At 71.1% G+C, this 18,438-nt stretch carries 16 protein-coding genes; 3 read left to right on the top strand and 13 right to left on the bottom strand.

The window, feature by feature from the left end:
• Positions 1-93: 93 nt before the first annotated feature.
• Positions 94-1,362, bottom strand: a complete 1,269-nt coding sequence (locus FDF13_RS07950) for an adenylate/guanylate cyclase domain-containing protein (protein WP_254668739.1) — start codon at positions 1,360-1,362, stop codon at positions 94-96.
• Positions 1,359-2,186 (bottom strand): biotin--[acetyl-CoA-carboxylase] ligase, encoded by an 828-nt coding sequence (locus FDF13_RS07945; protein WP_175406912.1) that lies wholly within the window; start codon positions 2,184-2,186, stop codon positions 1,359-1,361. Before FDF13_RS07945 ends, FDF13_RS07950 begins: the two co-directional genes overlap by 4 nt.
• 64 nt (positions 2,187-2,250) lie before the next feature.
• Between FDF13_RS07945 and FDF13_RS07940 the strand changes: the two genes are divergently transcribed.
• Positions 2,251-3,837 (top strand): acyl-CoA carboxylase subunit beta, encoded by a 1,587-nt coding sequence (locus tag FDF13_RS07940; RefSeq protein WP_137319177.1) that lies wholly within the window; start codon positions 2,251-2,253, stop codon positions 3,835-3,837.
• On the top strand, positions 3,834-4,145 hold the full coding sequence (locus FDF13_RS07935) for a hypothetical protein (protein WP_137319176.1): 312 nt from the start codon (positions 3,834-3,836) through the stop codon (positions 4,143-4,145). The genes FDF13_RS07940 and FDF13_RS07935 overlap by 4 nt, the downstream gene beginning before the upstream one ends.
• A gap of 130 nt (positions 4,146-4,275) precedes the next feature.
• Here FDF13_RS07935 and FDF13_RS07930 read toward each other — a convergent pair whose 3' ends face one another.
• Positions 4,276-5,451: an MFS transporter gene (locus tag FDF13_RS07930; protein ID WP_254668738.1), complete on the bottom strand. Its 1,176-nt coding sequence runs from the start codon at positions 5,449-5,451 to the stop codon at positions 4,276-4,278.
• Positions 5,452-5,544: 93 nt separating this feature from the next.
• Here FDF13_RS07930 and FDF13_RS07925 point away from each other — a divergent pair, with 93 nt between their 5' ends.
• Positions 5,545-7,248, top strand: a complete 1,704-nt coding sequence (locus tag FDF13_RS07925; RefSeq protein WP_137319174.1) for a DUF885 domain-containing protein — start codon at positions 5,545-5,547, stop codon at positions 7,246-7,248.
• A gap of 104 nt (positions 7,249-7,352) precedes the next feature.
• Here FDF13_RS07925 and FDF13_RS07920 read toward each other — a convergent pair whose 3' ends face one another.
• The 10 genes from FDF13_RS07920 to FDF13_RS07875 all read right to left on the bottom strand — a co-directional run bounded on the left by FDF13_RS07920 (position 7,353) and on the right by FDF13_RS07875 (position 18,373).
• Complete coding sequence (locus FDF13_RS07920) at positions 7,353-8,561, bottom strand: MFS transporter (RefSeq protein WP_137319173.1); 1,209 nt, start codon at positions 8,559-8,561, stop codon at positions 7,353-7,355.
• 147 nt (positions 8,562-8,708) lie between these two features.
• The gene (locus tag FDF13_RS07915; protein WP_137319172.1) at positions 8,709-9,902 is read right to left on the bottom strand and encodes an FAD-binding oxidoreductase; all 1,194 of its coding nucleotides are present in this window, start codon (positions 9,900-9,902) and stop codon (positions 8,709-8,711) included.
• Positions 9,903-9,919: 17 nt separating this feature from the next.
• Positions 9,920-10,480 (bottom strand): hypothetical protein, encoded by a 561-nt coding sequence (locus tag FDF13_RS07910; RefSeq protein ID WP_137319171.1) that lies wholly within the window; start codon positions 10,478-10,480, stop codon positions 9,920-9,922.
• Positions 10,477-12,033 carry a sodium/proline symporter gene (locus FDF13_RS07905; RefSeq protein ID WP_137319170.1) on the bottom strand — a complete coding sequence of 519 codons (1,557 nt, stop codon included), beginning with the start codon at positions 12,031-12,033 and terminating at the stop codon, positions 10,477-10,479. The genes FDF13_RS07910 and FDF13_RS07905 overlap by 4 nt, the downstream gene beginning before the upstream one ends.
• Complete coding sequence (locus FDF13_RS07900; protein ID WP_137319169.1) at positions 12,030-12,233, bottom strand: hypothetical protein; 204 nt, start codon at positions 12,231-12,233, stop codon at positions 12,030-12,032. The genes FDF13_RS07905 and FDF13_RS07900 overlap by 4 nt, the downstream gene beginning before the upstream one ends.
• A 147-nt stretch (positions 12,234-12,380) precedes the next feature.
• A complete protein-coding gene (locus FDF13_RS07895) occupies positions 12,381-12,677 on the bottom strand; it encodes a hypothetical protein (RefSeq protein ID WP_137319168.1) in 297 nt (98 codons plus the stop codon).
• Positions 12,678-12,707: 30 nt separating this feature from the next.
• Complete coding sequence (locus tag FDF13_RS07890; RefSeq protein WP_101651294.1) at positions 12,708-13,511, bottom strand: Bax inhibitor-1/YccA family protein; 804 nt, start codon at positions 13,509-13,511, stop codon at positions 12,708-12,710.
• Positions 13,512-13,635: 124 nt separating this feature from the next.
• Entirely contained in the window at positions 13,636-15,228 is a 1,593-nt protein-coding gene (locus tag FDF13_RS07885; protein ID WP_137319167.1) for an AbgT family transporter, read from the bottom strand.
• Between the two features lie 207 nt (positions 15,229-15,435).
• Positions 15,436-16,521, bottom strand: a complete 1,086-nt coding sequence (locus FDF13_RS07880; RefSeq protein ID WP_137319166.1) for an inositol-3-phosphate synthase — start codon at positions 16,519-16,521, stop codon at positions 15,436-15,438.
• A gap of 256 nt (positions 16,522-16,777) precedes the next feature.
• Positions 16,778-18,373 carry a peptide chain release factor 3 gene (locus FDF13_RS07875; RefSeq protein ID WP_137319165.1) on the bottom strand — a complete coding sequence of 532 codons (1,596 nt, stop codon included), beginning with the start codon at positions 18,371-18,373 and terminating at the stop codon, positions 16,778-16,780.
• Positions 18,374-18,438 lie beyond the last annotated feature (65 nt).

Genomic DNA, 18,438 nt, shown 5'->3' with positions numbered 1-18,438 from the left:
CGCCGCATCGAGCAGCACCGTCCTGAGCAGCGCCGCCCTGAGCAGCTTCGACCCGGCCGCGGCCGACCGAGGCGGATCCCGAACCGCTGCCGCTCAGCTGTCGCCGGTGATGTCCATCGCCAGCGGCTCCGCGGTGCCGCGCTCCATCTCGAGCACGGACACCTCGCCGAGCCCCTGGAGGTTGAGGGTGCTGTGGCCTGCGAACTCGTAGTCATCGGTGCGCTGGATGATGTGGGCGGTGTCCCAGTCCGTGACGACCTTCCCGGGGTCCGCGACCGCGGTGAGCCGGGCGGCGAGGTTGACCGTCGACCCGAAGATGTCCCCGAGGCGGGAGAGCACCCGCCCCCAGGCGAACCCGACGCGGGCCTTCGGCAGCTGCACGTCGGCCTGGATCTCCTCCTGCAGGCGCAGCGCGATCTCCGCCCCGTCGTGCGGGGTCTGCGCGGCGAAGAACACCTCGTCGCCGACGGTCTTGATGACGCGCCCGCCGCCGGTCGCGACGACGTTGTAGGCGAGATCCTGGAAGCGCTTGACCATGAACGCGAGCTGACGCGGCTCCATCTGCTGCGAGAGCCGCGTGTAGGACACGAGGTCGACGAAGCCGACCGCGCGGGCCAGCGGCATCGAGGAGTCGTACCAGCCGTGGCCGGCGTCCACCGGATGACCGCTGGCCGGATTGATGTTGAGCCGGCCGAGCGCGCCGGCCAGGTTGCGCTTCCACGAGTAGACGAGCACCGCCTCGAGCGGGTCGAGGATCTCCTCGAACAGGTCGAGGACGACGGCGCGCGCCTCGGAGTCGGAGTAGCCGCGCTCATCGGAGAGGTACTCGACGATCGTCTCCATCTGCCACACGACGAGCCGGTCGGTGGTCTGGCCGGTGGCGCGCATGAGAGAGAGCACCGTCTCCTCGTCGAGCTGGTCGGTGCCGACGATCCGGGCGACTTCGCTCAGCGCGGTGGCGTCGTTGACGGTGAAGGCGACCTGCCCCTCGGGCACCCGGGCGAGGCCCAGGGTGCGCCAGAACTTGCGGGCGGAGATCGTCGACACCCCGGCGAGCTGGGCGACCTCGCGGCGGGTCAGCACCCGCTTGCCGCCGAGCAGAGTCTCCTCGAGCCGGGCCGCGGCCGAGCGCATCTCGAAGATCGTGTCCTCGATCTCCCTGCGCTCCCGCTCCCCGATCACCCCGGGATCGATCTCCTCGTCGGGATCGACGTCCGGGGCCGACCAGTCATCGGGACCGAGCGGCTCCTCGGCTCCCCCGTCGAGCCCGGGCCTGCCGTCGAGCCCGGCCGTGGGCGGATCCGGGTCCGGGCCGGCGCCGTCGGGATCCGGCTGGGTGCCGTCGTCGAACGGAGCGCTCACAGCGCCCTCGCGTGGACGACGTCACCGGCGCTCACCCGGCGGCGCGCGCCGCCGACGTCGACGACGAGCGCGGCGGTGTCGTCGAGCGCGACGGCCCGGCCGGTGAAGTGCTCGTCCCCGGGCAGCTCGACGCGCACGTCCGCACCCAGGGTGACCATCGCCTCACGGACCCCGGCGGCGGATGCCGAGGCGCCGGCCCCCTCCCCCGCCGCGAGCACCTCGGCGACGGCCGGGCGCAGGCGCGCCAGCACACCGGCGAGCAGCGCCTCGCGGTCGGTGGAGGCCCCGGCGAGCAGGAGCGAGGTCGCGGTCGGCACGGGCAGCTCCGCGGCGGTCAGCGAGACGTTGATCCCGATGCCGATGATGACGATCGTGCCGCCGACGGCGGGATGGGCGCGGGTGAGGATGCCGCAGATCTTGCTTCCGTCGACGAGCACGTCGTTGGGCCATTTGACGCCGGCACCGGCACCGCCCGCGCCGAGCGCCTCGGCGACGCACCAGCCGGTGACGACGGGCAGCCAGCCGATCATCTCGATCGGGAAGGCCGCCGGCACGCGGACGGGCACGGAGAAGGTCAGGCAGGCGCCGGGCGGCACGGTCCACACGCGTCCCAGGCGCCCGCGACCAGCGGACTGGAAGTCGGTGCCGAGGACGGAGAAGTCGGGCCAGGAGTCCGGATCGGCGGTGAGGCGGGCGGCGAGCTCGTCGTTCGTCGAGCCGAGCTCGGCGGGCCATTCGAGGTGCGCCACCGGGGTCCGGGATCGCTCGCTCAGCTCCTGGAATCGGGGCAGGTCGAAGGGACGGCGGGAAGGTTCGGTGTGCACCAGATCACCCTATGGGGTTTGGCACCCGGATACAACGGCGCACCCCCGCCGTTAGGCTGACACCATGAGTGAGACTTCTGTGCCGCGTACGACCGCCGACCGCATCGCCGCTTTCGAGGACCGCCGCCGGGCGGCCCACGCCGGCAGCGAACGGGCCGTGGAGAACCAGCACAAACGGGGCAAGCAGACCGCCCGGGAGCGGATCGACCAGCTGCTCGACGACGACTCCTTCCAGGAGATCGACGAGTTCGTCCGCCATCACAGCACGCAGTTCGGGATGCAGGCCAACCGGCCCGACGGCGACGGCGTGGTGTGCGGCCTCGGCACCATCGACGGGCGCACCGTCGCGGTGTTCGCCCACGACTTCACCGTGCTCGGCGGTTCGCTCGCGGAGGCCAACGGCCGCAAGATCGTCAAGGTGCAGGAGCTCGCGCTCAAGCTCGGCTGCCCGATCATCGGCATCAACGACTCCGGCGGCGCGCGGATCCAGGAGGGCGTCGGCTCGATCGCGCTGTTCGCGGAGATCTTCCGGCTCAACGTCGCCTCCTCCGGCGTGATCCCGCAGATCAGCCTCATCATGGGACCCTCGGCCGGCGGTGCCGTGTACTCCCCGGCGCTCACCGACTTCACGATCATGGTCGACGGCACCTCGCACATGTACATCACCGGCCCCGATGTCATCCGCACCGTCACCGGCGAGGACGTCGGCCACGAGGAGCTCGGCGGCGGGCGCACCCACAACTCGGTGAGCGGCAACGCCCACTACCTCGCCGCCGACGAGTCCGACGCGCTCAACTTCGTGTGCGACCTCATCTCCTTCCTGCCGTCGAACAACCTCGACGAGGCCCTGCCCGTCCACGCCCCGGCCGACCTCACTCTCGACTCCGACGACGAGGCGCTCGACGCCCTCATGCCCGACTCCCCCGCGCAGCCCTACGACATCCTCGAAGTCGTCACCACGGTGCTCGACGCCGGGGAGTTCCTCGAGGTGTCCGAGCTGTTCGCGCCGAACGTCGTCACCGGGTTCGGCCGCGTCGAGGGCCGCAGCGTGGGCATCATCGCCAACCAGCCCATGCAGCTCGCCGGCACGCTCGACATCGACGCTTCGGAGAAGGCCGCCCGGTTCGTCCGGTTCTGCGACGCCTTCAACCTCCCGATCCTCACCTTCGTCGACGTCCCCGGGTTCCTGCCTGGCACCGACCAGGAGCTCGGCGGGATCATCCGCCGCGGCGCCAAGCTCATCTACGCCTACGGCGAGGCGACCGTCCCGCTCATCACGCTCATCACCCGCAAGGCCTACGGCGGTGCCTACTGCGTGATGGGCTCCAAGCAGCTCGGCGCGGACCTCAACCTCGCCTGGCCGAGTGCGCAGATCGCCGTCATGGGCGCCCAGGGCGCGGCGAACATCGTCCACCGCAAGACGCTCAAGGCCGTCGCCGACGCCGGTGAGGACGTCGACGCGAAGCGCGAGGAGCTCATCCAGGAGTACGAGGATGCGCTCCTTAACCCGTACCTCGCCGCCGAGGAGGGCTACATCGACGCCGTCATCGCCCCGCGGGAGACCCGCGAGCGGATCGTGCGCGGACTGCGGGCGCTGGCGAACAAGCACGTGGAGGCGAGCAGCCGCAAGCACGGGAACATCCCGCTGTGACCGGGGAGCACACCGACGGACAGGAGCGCGCCGAGGTGCACGCGGCACCCGCTGGGGCGCAGTCCGCGCCGGCCGGGGCGCACGCACCGGACCTGCCGGTCGCCGTCGAGCCGCTGCCGGGGTCCGAACCGCTGAGCCCGGAGCGGGAGCGCGAGCTCGCCCGGGCGGCCGTCGTGGCCGCGCTCGTCGCACTCCGTCACGTCGAGGCGATGCATGCCGACGCCCCGGAGCCGCGCACCTCGCGCTTCGCCGCTCCGGCGCGCGCCCACCGGCGCACCCCGGCCGGGTCCTGGCGCCACCGCTTCTGAGGCCGACCGCTTCCGAGCCCGACCGCGCGGATCCCGCGCACGCCGGACCACTCGCTCTCGGCCGCCCGCCCCGGCTGCGCCGGCAGACCCGACCGACAGCCGTGCTGCGGGTGCGCGCTCGCCGGTGCCCTCAGCCGCGCGTGCCCGGTCTGCCGCCGCGGCTGCGCCCGTGGAACAGGTAGTACACCCCTGCGGCGAGCACGACGAGCCCGGCGCAGATGAGGTACACCCCGGACAGCCCGAGGCGCGGGACGAGAGTGCCGAGCACCACCGGCCCGAGCCCGGTGCCGAGGTCGAGCATGATGAAGAACGTCGAGATCGCCAGGCCCACCCGGTGGGGCGCGGTGACGGTGACGGCGATCGCCTGCGCGGACGGGAACAGGGATCCGAAGCCCAGGCCCATGGGCACCGCGGCCACGACGATCATCCACCCGGAGTCGGCGAGCGCGATGAGCACGAGCCCGAGCGTGAAGAGGGCGAAGATCGGGTACATCACCACGTCGTCGCCGTGCCGGTCCTGGATCCGGCCGACGAGCAGCCGGGCGGCGAGCATGACGAGCGCGAACAGGATGAAGAAGGCGCTCGCGGCGTCCGGCGCGCCGAGCTGGGCGGTGTGGGTCGCGAGGAACGCGAGCACGATCGAGTAGGCCATGCCGGTGAGCAGCATGACGGAGGCGATGCGCAGCGCCCCGAGGTCCATGATCGAGGTCAGGGTGAGCCGCCAGCGGTCGGCGCGCTCCTCCTCGGTCGGGGTGCGCTCGGGCAGCCGCAGGCCGAGCGCCATGACGAGGCCGGCGACGGAGAACACCGCGCAGGCGAGGAACATCGCGGCGTACCCGAGCTGCTGGGCGAGGACCACAGCGAGGAACGGGCCGACCGCGGTGGCGAGCGTCGTCGAGGTGCCGAAGTACCCCGTGCCCTCCGCGCGGCGGGCCGGCGGGATGATCGTCTGCACCGCCGCCATGACCGCGGTGTTCCCCGCCCCGAACGCGATGCCGTGAACCACCCGCACGGCGATCACCGCCCACACCCCGGTGAGCGGGACGTAGAGCGCCGCGCACGCGACGAACACGACGAGAGCGCCGAGGATCATCCGTCTGCGGCCGATGAAGTCGAGGTACTTGCCGGCGAACACCCGGGCGATGAGCGCGCCGATGATGAATCCGCTCGAGGCGAGCCCGGCGACGGAGTCCGCGGCCCCGAAGCGCTCGATCGCGTAGCCGGCCATCGAGGTCATGAGGAGGTAGAAGGTCAGCGACATCGTGAGGTTGACGAGGAACGCCAGGACGAAGTCCCGGGTCCACAACCGCCGCTGCTCCACTGGCCGTCCGTCCTCCCGCCCGGCTCCGTCCCGAACGGATCAACTCTACCGGGCGCCCGGATCGGTAGGGTGGTGGCCATGACCACCGAGACCCAGCACCGCACCCCGTCCGCCATCGACGCCGTCGCCGAACAGCACACGGAGCGGCTCATCGAGATGTCCCCGGCCCTGCGGGTCGAGCTCGGCCGGCCCGGCGACGAGACCGTGCTCGACGACTACTCACCGGCCGGCGCCGCCGCCCGCGACGCCCTCAACGCACGCACCCTCGCCGCGCTCGACGAGGCCGAGGCGGCGATGGCCGCCGACGGCACCGCGCCCGACGCCGTCGATGCGGTGACGCTCGATACGATGCGCGAGCGCCTCGGCGTCGAGCGCGACCTCCACGCCGCGGGCCTCGACATCGGGCAGCTCAACGTCATCGCCTCGCCCCTGCAGGAGGTGCGCGAGCTGTTCGACCTCGTGCCGACGGAGACGACGGCCGACTGGGAGCACAGCGCGGCGAAGCTCCGGGCGGTCGACACCGCGCTCGCCGGGTACCGCGAGAGCCTGCTCGCCGCACGCGAGGCCGGGCGCGCCCCGGCCCGCCGCCAGGTGGAGCGCGGCATCGAGCAGGCGCGCGAGGCGGCGAAGGCCGGCGGGCACTTCGACCGCTTCGTCGCGAAGGCGACCGCGGTGCCCGAGGCGCTCGCCGCCGAGCTCGCCGAGTCCGCGAAGGCCGCCCGCACCGCCTATGTCGAGCTCGCGGAGTTCCTCGCCGAGGAGATCGCTCCCCACGCCCGTGAGGAGGACGCCTGCGGGCGCAAGGACTACCGGCTGCTGAGCCGTGCGTTCCTCGGTGCCGAGGTCGACCTCGACGAGACCTACGCCTGGGGCCTCGCGGAGCTCGAGCGGATCGATGCCGAGCAGCGCCGGATCGCGGAGCGGATCGCCCCCGGCAAGGACGTGCTCGCCGTCATGCGCGATCTCGACGCCGATCCCGCCCAGCAGCTCCACGGCCTCGACGCGCTGCGCTCGTGGATGCAGGAGAAGGCCGACGCCGCGATCACCGCGCTCGGCGGCTCCGCCTTCGACATCCCCGAACCCGTCCGCACGATCGAGTGCATGGTGCTCGCCGACGGCACCGGCGGCATCTACTACACCCCGCCGACCGACGACTTCTCCCGGCCGGGCCGCATGTGGTGGTCCGTGCCGGCCGGGGTGGAGACCTTCTCGACCTGGCAGGAGCTCACCACCGTCTACCACGAGGGCGTGCCGGGCCATCACCTGCAGATCGGGCAGGCGGTCGTCGTCAAGGACACGCTCAACACCTGGCGCCGGCAGATCTGCTGGGTGTCGGGCCACGGCGAGGGCTGGGCGCTCTACGCGGAGAAGCTCATGGCCGAGCTCGGCTTCCTCGACGATCCGGCCGACCGCCTCGGCATGCTCGACTCGCAGCGTGTGCGGGCCGCCCGGGTGTGCGTCGACGTCGGTGTGCACTGCGGCCTCGAGGCACCGGAGTCCGTGGGCGGCGGGATCTGGGACGCGGACAAGGCGTGGGAGTTCCTCACCGCCAACGTCGCGATGGATCGCAGCTTCCTCGCCTTCGAGCTCGACCGGTACCTCGGCTGGCCCGGCCAGGCGCCGAGCTACGCGATCGGCCGCCGGCTGTGGGAGCAGGCCCGGGAGGAGGCGCGCGCCGCGGCCGAGGCGGACGGCCGTGCCTTCGACCTCAAGGCGTTCCACTCCCGCGCGCTCGACCTCGGCTCGGTCGGCCTCGACACCCTGCGCCGCGCCCTGGCCTGAGCCCCGGAGCCGGGCTCGGGCCCGACTGCCGTCGAGTGGTCACTTCTCTTCGAATACCCGCGCGTAACCGAAGAGAAGTGACCACTCGATGCTCGACCTTGGGGTCAGCCGGCCCGGCGCCCACCGCCTCGGACGCGGCGGCGGGCGAAGCGGCCGTGGACGAGGAGGTAGAGGACCCCGGCGGCGAACACCACACCGGCGGCCACGAGGTACATCGCCTCGTAGGAGAACGTGCCGACGAGCGTGCCGAGGAGGATCGGGCCCATCCCGAACCCGAGGTCCATCATGAGGAAGTACGTCGAGGTCGCCACGCCGACGCGGGCCGGGCCGGCGGCGGTGATGGTGATCGCCTGCGCGCTCGCCATGAGCGAGCCGAAGCCCACCCCGGCGAGCATCCCGGCGAGCACGATCATCCACGTCGCCTGGGTCGCGGCGACGAGCACCATCGCGGCGAAGAAGCACACGAACAGGGGGTAGACGACGACGTTGTCGCCGTACCGGTCCTGCACCCGGCCGAGCGTGAGCCGGGCGATGAGCGAGAAGCAGGCGAAGGACAGGAAGTAGTAGGGCGCGGCGTGCGCCATCCCCATCTGCGAGGTGTACCCGAAGAGGAACGCCATGACGGAGGAGTACGCGATGCCGCAGAGGAACATCACTCCCCCGATCCGCAGCCCGTCGCGGTCGAGGAGGTTCCGCGGGTGGAAGGTGGTGAGCCCGACCCGCGGCACGTAGCGGCTGTCGAGCTCCGGGACGCGGAGGAAGAACAGCCCGACGAAGCCGACGAGGGTGAAGGCCGTCGACACGACGAACAGCCAGTCGTAGCCGAGGTCGGCGATCACCGTGAGCGCGATGAACGGCCCGAGCGCGGCGGCCAGCGTGGTCGAGGTGGAGAAGTAGCCGGTCCCCTCGGCGCGGCGGGCCGGCGGGATGATCGACTGCACGGCGGCCATGATCGCGGTGTGCCCCACCCCGAACGTCATCCCGTGGAGCAGCCGGACGACGATGAGCAGCCACAGCGAGTCGGCGAGCAGGTAGAGCAGGGAGGCCGCGACCGAGGCGCCGAGCGACACGATGAGCACCCGGTACCGGCCGAGGACGTCGAGGAACGCGCCGGTGAAGATCCGGGCGATGAGCGCGCCGACGACGAAGGCGCTCGCGGTGAAGCCGGCGACCGTGTCCGAGGCGGCGAAGCGGGTCACCGCGTACTCCGCCATCGAGGTGACGAGGAGGTAGAAGACGAAGGAGAGGAAGATGCAGATGACGAGGGCGAGGATGAAGTCCTTCGACCACAGCCTCCGCTCCGGCTCCGCCATCACTGCACCGCACTCCTCGTCGATCGGTTCCCGCAAGCCATTACATCACGGTGGAGTGACGCGCCTCACGCCGGGTCGGGTGGGCGCGCGGCGCCGTTACGGGTGGGCGCGCGGCGCCGTGACGGCAGGGGTGGGCGGCGCAGCCGCTCAGCGCTCACCGGTGAGGATGTGCTCGGCCATGCGCTCCCCGGTGACGGGTCCGAGGACGATCCCCCACATCCCGTGGCCGGTGGCCACGTATCCGCGCCGGGCGACGCGGCGGAGCACCGGCCGGCCGTCGTCGCTCACCGGGCGCGGCCCCACCCAGTGGTCGGTGGTGTCGGTGAGGTCGATGCCGGTGACGAACGGCGCCAGGGTCGCGGCGATCGACTCGATCCGGCCCGCGCGCGGCGGGGCGTCCGGCGGCAGGAACTCCATCGTGCCGGCGACGCGCACGCCCGAGCGGTACGGGGTGAGCACGATGCGCTGGGTGGGGAAGTACACCGGGCCCTCGGGCAAGGCCCCGGGGGCCACGGCGGCGGTGAAGGAGTAGCCGCGGCCGCTCGTCTGCCGGGTCCGCGCACGGGTGCCGAACACCGGGCCGAGCACCTCGTCGGACCAGGCGCCGGCGGCGACGAGCACGGTGTCGGCGGTGTGCGCCGCACCCGCGGAGTCGATGAGGCTGACCGCGGAGCTGCCCGCGTGCCCGGCGACGACCTCGACCCCCTCGCGGATCTCCACGCCGGCCGCGCGCGCCGCCCGGGCGAGCTCCGCGCAGTACGCGCCGGGATCGATGTACGCCTGCCCGGTGATGGTGAGCGCGTGGGTGACCCGCGCGGAAAAGTACGGCAGGTCCGCCGCCGGGGTGCGCCGGGCGGCGAGCTCGACCCCGGTCGCGGCGAGCAGCTCGACCTCGTGCTCGAACGCGGCGATCGTCGCGGCGGACTCCGCGCCGAGGTGGTAGTCGGCGCGGATGACGGGCGCCTCGACCCCGGCGGCGGCGAGCCGGTCGAACGCGGCGAGCGCCTCGCGGGTGAGCGGGGCGTTCGCCTCGACCGCGGCGGAGAACCGCCGGGTCGTCATCTGGGCGGCGAACCGGGCGAGGAACCCGAGGACCTGCGGGGTGGGGCGCGGCACGGACAGCGGGGCGTCCGGGTCGGTGAGCGCCTGGATCCCGTGGCGCCACCCGCCGGGCTCGGCGAGCGGGGCGACGAGCCCGGGGCACACCCAGCCGGCGTTGCCCCAGCTCGCCCCGGCGGCCACCCGGTCGCGCTCGAGCACGGTGACCTCCGCACCCGCCCGGGCGAGGTGGAAGGCGCTCGCGAGTCCGACGATCCCGGCCCCGACGACGATGACGTGCATGGTGGGTCCTCCCGTGTCTAGAGCGCCTGGGCGCTGATGACGAAGTGGGTGCCGTCGAGCCCGTCGACGAGCATCTGCACGGCGTGCGTGCGGTCGCGGCCGCTGACGAGCCAGTTCGGTTTGAGCACCCCGCGGACCGGTTCCGCGATCTCCACCCGGTAGCCCATGCCGAGCTTCCAGCGGCGCTGCACCCGGGTGCGCAGGAGGTTCCGTGCGACCTCGACCGCGTCGTCCTCCGGGATCGGTGTGCGTTCGAGCGCGGCGACGAACTCCGCCTCCTCGACCGGCTCCCCGTGCGGCTCGAAGGCCGCGATGAATCCCTTGCCGGAGTAGACGTCGACGAGCACGTCGACGATCTCGCCGAGCGGGTCTCCCCCGCCTGCTCCCGCACCGGCACCTGCTCCTCTGCCGGCTCTGCGGAGGCCGGTGCGCCGCACCCCGGCGCGCACCCACCAGTACGGGTGGACGACGGCGGTCGCGCTCGTCGCGGCACCGGGCAGGCGCCGGACGAGCACGGCCCGCGCCTCGGCGGCGCCGCACACGACCGGCAGGCGCAGTGCGCCCGGGAGTGCGCTCACGCCCGGTCGGCGGATCCGTGGGTGCCGGGCACCTGGCCGCCGAGCGCGGGGTTCTGCCCGGTGAGCAGGCGCGCCGGGATCGGACCGACCCGGTCGGTCTCCACGAGTGCCTCGTGGACATGGGCGGGCACCGGGCTGGTGCGCTGGGTGGCGAGTGAGCCGATGATCATCGCGAGCGTCGAGGCGAGGATGCCCACGCCCATCGGGTCGATCCCGGTGACGTCGACGAGCCCGGAGAACTGCCACGCGACGACGACGACGGTGCCGACGATCATCGAGGAGATCGCGCCGACGGTGTTCGCCTTCTTCCACCAGGCCGCGCACACGTAGGCCGGCACGAAGGCCGCGCCGAGCACCGTGGTGGAGAAGATGACGACCTGGGCGACCGCCGGGGCGCCGACGATCGCGACGACGTAGCCGATGATCGCGAGCAGGAGCACCGTGATGCGGGAGACCCACACCGACTGCCGGTCGGTCATGCGCGGGTTGATGAACCGGCGGAAGAGGTCGTAGCTCGCGATCGTGCCCGACTGGAGCAGCAGGGCGTCGGCGGTGGACATGATCGCGGCCATGATCGCGGCCATGACGATTCCGACGGCGAAGGCCGGCAGCACGATGTCCGCGACCTCGAAGATCGCGAGCTCCGGGTCGGCGAGGTTGGGCACGATGATGAGGGCGAGCACGCCGATGAGGTAGGGCGCCGGGATGAAGAGGAGGTTGTAGACGGTCGCGTAGAGACCCGCCCGGCGGGCCACCGAGGGGTTCTTCATCGCCATGTGGCTGACGTTGACGTGGGGCCAGCCCATGTAGCCGATGGAGAACACGAGCAGCGCGCCGATGATCACGCCCCACTGCACCCCGGCGATCCCGTCCGGACCCCACATCGACAGCAGGTTCGGGTTGATCTCCGCGACCGCGGTGTTGCCGGCCGTGAGTCCGCCGACGGCCATGAGGGTGGCGATGAGGATCCACAGCATGCCGATGACCATGATGATCGCCTGCACGAAGTCGGTGTAGGCCACGGCGAGGTACCCGCCGAGGAAGGTGTAGGCGACGATGACGCCGATCGCGATCGCGAGCGCCCACACGTAGGGGACCCCGGTGACCATCTCGAGCCCGCGGCCGCCGGCGATGAACTGGCTCATGACGTAGAAGAAGATGCAGAACAGGGCGATCGGCGCAGCGATCAGCCGCGTCCACCTCGAGGGATACCGGTGCTCGAGATACTCGATCGAGGTGAGCGAGCCGAGGATCTGGGAGAGCTTGCGCATCCGGCGGCCGAGGATTGACAGGTTGAGCACGCCGCCGCCGATGTCGCCCATCGCGTACCACATGCCGAAGTAGCCCTGGGTGTAGCCGAGCGAGCCGGCACCGAGGAACATGTAGCCCGACATCGACGAGCTCTGCAGGCGCAGCGCGGTGACCGCCGGGCCGAGGCTGCGGCCGCCGAGCAGGAATCCCTCGGAGTCCTGGGTGCCGCGGCGCATCGCCCACACGCCGATCGCGATCATCGCGATGAAGTAGATGATGAGGAAGATCGTCTCGAGGTTCATCGCACGTCACCCCCCGTCGCACCGGCGGGTCCGGCCGGTGTCCCGGGGCCGGCAGGTGCGCTCGGGCCGCCCGGGGCATCCGTGTCTGCGTCCTCCCGTGCCCAGTTCCGCGACACGACGAGGAACCCGATGGTGTAGAGGACCCAGAAGAGAGGGATCCCGATGAGGACCGCGGTGGTGACCGCCGGCAATCCGAACATGAGCGCTGGCCTTCCAGTGAGGTGCGAGCAATTCCGCGACGAGCCCCCGGCCGGCAGCGGCGCTCCGGTTCCGCGCGGACTCGTCCGGCTCACCCTATCCTGCGCCCGATCCGGAAGGTGACCCGGGTCACCCGGCCGGGACCGGACTCAAGCCAGGTCCCGCCGCAGCTCCACGGCGATCTGCAGCGCCCGGGCGGTGACGGCGGGTGCGGCGCCGTACTCCGGCAGGCAGTCCTGGAGGAGCACGACGAGCTGGTCGCCGAGCACCCGGTCGGCGAGTACGGGCACGGGGCGCCCGGCGGCGGACAGGGCGGAGAGCGCGGCGAGCGCGGCGCGGATCGCCGCGCGCCGGCCGGCGTCGAGCTCGGGACCGCTGAGTCCGGCGATCCGAATGCGGAGGCGGCGGACCTCCGTGTGGAGATCCGCCGCCGTGTCCGGTGTCATGTGGGGCCTGTGCCTCGGTCGTCCTGTGCCTCAGTTGCTCCGGAAGTACGAGAGCAGGCGCAGGATCTCGATGTAGAGCCACACCAGGGTGACCATGAGCGAGAACGCGCAGGTCCAGGAGTAGCGCTCCGGGATCCGGTGCTTGACGCCGTCCTCGATCATCTGGAAGTCGGCCACGAGGGTGAGCGAGGCGAGCACGACCGCGACGATGCCGATGAGCACGCCGAGCGGCATGGTGACGCCCATGATCGAGATCTCCACGCTGCGCGCGCCGCCGGAGCCGGTGGCGAGCACGAACACGAAGTTGACGATCGAGAACAGGGCGTAGCCGCCGACGGCGAGCATGAGGAACTTGGTGAACCCCTTGCTCATCCGGATGACGCGGAACCGGAACAGCGCGAACATCAGCCCGAACACGCACAGCGTGGCGAGCACGGCCTGCATGACGATGCCGGAGTAGCTCGCCTCGAAGATTCCGGAGATGCCGCCGAGGAACACGCCCTGGATGCCCGCGTAGAGCAGGATCAGGGCCTTGTTCGGCTCGCGCTTGAAGGCGTTGACGAGGCCGAGCACGAGCCCGACGATCGCCGCGGGCAGCGCGAGAATCGGCATGAACCAGCCGACGACCGCACCGGCGAGGAGCACCGCGAAGCAGAACGCGGTCTTCATCAGCACGTCGTCGTAGGTCATCGGCCGCTCGGCCGGTGCCGTCGGGCGCTCTGCCGAGGGCATGCGGTACATCTGGTCGAGCTGCTCGGCCGACGGGGCCGGCGTCTGGGAGCGCCCGGCCTGGATCCCCTGTTCGAGGCCGCGGCGTACAAGCGGATTGCTCATAGAATTCCTTTCGAGGGCGGATGTCGTCCGTCCACAACAGTACAGTCCGAATCTGACAGAACCCTTGAGTCCAGGGGTCCCCGAGCGGGCGTTACAGACCTGTTATGCGCAGGCCCGCGGGCGTTCAGCCCGGCAGCTCGTAGCTGATCGCCGCACCGGGTCCCCACGGGATGCCGAGCGCCCACCAGACGAAGAACAGCAGGCCCCAGACGATGAACATGCCGATCGACAGCGGGATCGTCAGGGACAGCAGGGTGCCGATCCCGGCGTCCTTCTTGTAGCGCTGGATGAAGCCGAGGATCATGACGAAGTACGGGCTCATGGGCGACACGATGTTCGTCGTCGAGTCGCCGATGCGGTACACCGCCTGCGTGGTCTCCGGGGAGATGTTGAGCAGCATGAGCATCGGCACGAGGACCGGGGCCATGAGCGTCCACAGGCCCGAGCCCGAGGTGATGAAGAGCGCTCCGACGGCGACGAGCAGGTAGGCGCCGAACAGGATGAGGAAGGTGCTCGCACCGATCTCCTGGAAGAACTCGGCGCCGCGGATCGCGAGGATCTCGCCGAGCGCGGACATCTTGAACAGGGCGAGGAACTGGGAGGCGGCGAAGAACAGGACGAGCACCTGGACGAAGGGCGCGACGCCCTTGACGATCATCTCCGGGACGTCGTTGGGGTGGCGGATCGAGCCGGTGACCACACCGTAGACGATGCCGATGACGAAGAAGCCGAAGCCGATGATCGCGGCGATCCCGGCCATGAGGCCGGACTCGGGTCCGAAGGCGCCCTCGGTGTCGCGGAGGAAGGAGTCCGCCGGCCAGGCGAGCGCCACGACGATGCCGACGCACACGATGAGGGTGATGAGGGCGGCGATCATGCCGCGCTTCTCCGCCGGGGTGACCTTCGTGGTGAGGTCGCGGTCCTCCCCCTCGGGCACCTCCTCCTCGGTGAGCTCGAGCTGCTCGCCGCGCTTGTTGAGGAGGAGCTCGGTGACGATGGTGATCGCGATCGCGACGGCGAACATCGACACGAAGTTGAAGTAGAGGTTCGCCACCGGGGTGACGGTGTAGCTCTCGTCGATGATGTGGGCGGCCGAGGTGGAGATGCCGCCGAGGATCGCGTCGAGGCTGTTGACGAACGGGGCGGCGGAGTAGCCGCCGGAGGTCGCGGCGTAGGCCACGGCGCAGCCGATCACCGGATTGCGGCCGACGGCCTTGAACGCGAGCCCGCCGAGCGGGATGACGATCATGTACGAGGCGTCGGAGGCGATCGAGGCCGCCGCACCGGTGAGCGCGACGATGAGGGTGATCCAGCGCGGCGAGGTCTTCGCCATCGCCGAGCGCATGAGGGTCGGGATGAGGCCGGAGCGCTCGGCGACGGCGACTCCGAAGAGCACGACGAGCACGAGGCCGAGTGCCGGGAAGGTGACGTAGTTCGTCACGACGTTCGCGACGATCTCGCGGAGGTTCTCCTGCGAGAGCAGGTTGACCGCGGTGACGGTCTCACCGGTGGCCGGGTTGACCGCCGAGGTGCCGGCGTTCGCGAGGATCCACGACAGGATCATGACGATCACCGCGAGGCTGAGGAACAGCCAGAACGGGTGCGGCAGCTTGTTGCCGGCCTTCTCGATGAAGACCAGGGAGCGCATGAGGAAGTTGAGGTTGTCGTCGGTCTTGCCGGGCGGGGAGCCCTGCGTGCCTGCCGCTGCTGTCGACATCGGTCGCCTTTCGGCCTCGGGGGCGGGGACGCGGATGTCGCCGCCAGGGGTTGGGACTGGTTCAGAGTAACAGCAGGTGGGCGGCCTCCAGAAGCCCGCCCAGGACCTTGCGGACCGGTCGCCGATCACCTGTCGACGAGCGCCCGGAGACGCCGCAGGCCCGCCGCGATGCGGCGGGCCCGGAACGGTGGAGTGCGCAGAGGCGCGTCAGCGCTCGATGTCACCCCGGATGAAGGCTTCGACGGCGGCCTTCGCGGCGTCGTCGTGCTGCTGCTCCGGCGGGGACTTCATGAAGTACGAGGACGCGGAGATCAGGGGCCCGCCGACGCCGCGGTCGAGCCCGATCTTCGCCGCGCGCACGGCGTCGATGATGACGCCGGCGGAGTTCGGCGAGTCCCACACCTCGAGCTTGTACTCGAGCGACACCGGAGCGTCGCCGAAGTTGCGGCCCTCGAGCCGGACGAAGGCCCACTTGCGGTCGTCGAGCCAGGCGACGTAGTCGCTCGGGCCGATGTGCACGTCGCGCTCGGACAGCCGGGCGGAGGTGTTCGAGGTGACGGCCTGCGTCTTCGAGATCTTCTTCGACTCGAGGCGCTCGCGCTCGAGCATGTTCTTGAAGTCCATGTTGCCGCCGACGTTGAGCTGGTAGGTCCGGTCGAGGATGACGCCGCGGTCCTCGAACAGCTTCGCCATGACGCGGTGGGTGATCGTCGCACCGATCTGGCTCTTGATGTCGTCGCCGACGATCGGCACGCCGGCGGCGCGGAACTTCTCGTCCCACTCCTTCGTCCCGGCGATGAAGACCGGCAGGGCGTTGACGAAGGCAACGCCGGCGTCGATCGCGGCCTGAGCGTAGAACTCGGTGGCCTGCTGCGAGCCGACGGGCAGGTAGCAGACGAGGACGTCGACCTCGCGCTCGCGGAGCACCGCGGCGACGTCGACGGGCTCCGCGGTCGATTCCTCGATGGTCTCGCGGTAGTAGCGGCCGAGCCCGTCGAGGGTGGGCCCGCGCTGCACCTGGACGCCGGTGGCGGGCACCTCGGTGATGGTGATCGTGTTGTTCTGCGAGGCCTGGAGGGCGTCGGCGATGTCGAGGCCGACCTTCGCGGCGTCCACGTCGAAGGCGGCGACGAAGTCGAGATCGCCCACGTGGTAGTCCCCGAAGTTCACGTGCATGAGGCCGGGGATCTGCTCATCGGGTGCGGCGTCCTTGTAGTACTCGACACCCTGGATGAGCGAGGTCGCGCAATTGCCGAGACCGGCGATCGCGACTCGGATCGGTTGGTTTGCCACTTGGTCGAACTCTCCTTCTCGGACCTGCACTGGGATTCTGCAGCGAATGTGTGAGGAACCCGAAGCGGGGCTCTTCCGCCGAGCGCCGCACGCGCGCGCGGAAGTCTCAGGCACAACACTCCATCCTAGTCCTCCCCCGGCACCCGACCAAAAGCCGCGCCGAGGCGCCTCGCCGGTGCGCCCCAGGTCCCCGGGTGGTGCCCCCGGACGGTGCTGAGCGCCGGCCCGCGGCGCCCATCGACCTCCCGTCGGCGATTCAGGAAACGACGAGCGGTTCGAGCACGAGGTCGGGATGCTCGCGCTCGACCCCGGCCAGGCGCCAGCGGTCGGAGAACAGCGCGAGGAGCTCGCCGTCGGATCGGGACAGGACCTCGACGGAGCGCTCGCGGGCGAGCGTGCTCACGCATTCGAGCGTGGTGCGGCGGGCGAGCGAGTAGTTGAGGCGCTCGAGCGTGCACGGGGCGTTGAATTCGTTGACCATCCGGTCCTCGGCGACCTCGAACTGCATCGGGCCGACGGCACCGACGACGGGCGCCTGGTCGCCGCGCAGGTCAGAGCGCAGGACCTGCACGACGCCTTCGTGGTCGAGCTGCTGGATGCCGCGGCGGAACTGCTTGTACTTCGAGGAATCCTTGGCGCGGATGACCATGAAGTGCTCGGGCGAGAAGGTCGGGATCTCGGGGAACACGACCTTCTTGTCGAGGTAGAGGGAGTCGCCGACGCGCAGCGCGGAGGCGTTGACGAGGCCGACGACGTCACCGGGGAACGCCTCGTCGACGACCTCGCGGTCGCGGCCGAACACCTGCTGGGCGTACTTCGTGGCGAAGGGCTTGCCGGTGGAGGCGTGGGTGACGACCATGCCGCGCTCGAACACGCCGGAGCACACGCGGATGTAGGCGAGCCGGTCGCGGTGGTTCGTGTCCATCCCCGCCTGCACCTTGAACACGAAGCCGGAGAAGGGCGCGTCGACGGGGCGCGGCTCGCCGTCGCGGTCCGGCCGGGCCTCCGCGGCGGGCGCGATGTCGACGAGGGTGTCGAGGAGCTTGTGGACCCCGAAGTTGAGGACCGCGGAGGCGAACATCACCGGGGTGGTGCGGCCGGCGAGGAATGCCTCCTGGTCGTGGTTCTGGTCCTCGAGGTCGAGCAGCTCGGACTCCTCGACGGCGTTCGTGAAGGCCTCTCCCTCGGCGGCCTCGGCGGCGGCCGCGTCGAGGGTCTCCTCGCCGGCGATCGTCGCGCCGCCGTCGGTGCGGGTGAAGCGGGTGAAGGTGCCGCCGGCCCGGTCGAGCACGCCGCGGAAGTCGCCGGACTGCCCGACCGGCCAGGTCAGCGGGGTGGGCGTGAGACCGGTGCGCTCGAACACCTCGTCCATGAGGGCGAGCGCGTCGAGCCCGGGCCGGTCCCACTTGTTGATGACGGTGATGATCGGGATGTTCCGGTGGCGGCAGACCTCGAACAGCTTCATCGTCTGCACCTCGAGGCCCTTCGCGGCGTCGACGAGCATGACCGCGCAGTCGACGGCCGACAGCACCCGGTAGGTGTCCTCGGAGAAGTCGGCGTGGCCGGGGGTGTCGAGGAGGTTGATGACGGTGTCGCGGTACTCGAACTGGAGGGCGGCCGAGGAGATCGAGATGCCGCGATCCTGCTCCATCTTCATCCAGTCCGACACGGTGGCCCGGCGGCCGCCCTTGCCGTGGGTGGCGCCGGCCTGCCCGATCACCCGGGCATGGAGTGCGAGCGCCTCGGTGAGCGTGGATTTACCCGCGTCGGGGTGCGAGATGACGGCGAAGGTGCGGCGACGCGCAGCTTCGCGGCGGATGGTGGCCGGGTTCGGCGTGCCTGCAGAAGTCACCGCCACAGTCTACGCGCTCGGGCTCTCCAGGCAGGACCCGGTGCCGGTGCCCCGGACCGCCCCGG

The sequence above is a fragment of the Brevibacterium sp. CS2 genome (genome assembly GCF_005280295.1).
Classification (GTDB): Bacteria; Actinomycetota; Actinomycetes; order Actinomycetales; family Brevibacteriaceae; genus Brevibacterium; species Brevibacterium pityocampae.
Note: the sequence above shows the minus strand (reverse complement) of the source record. Positions and strands in the feature narration are given on the sequence as shown.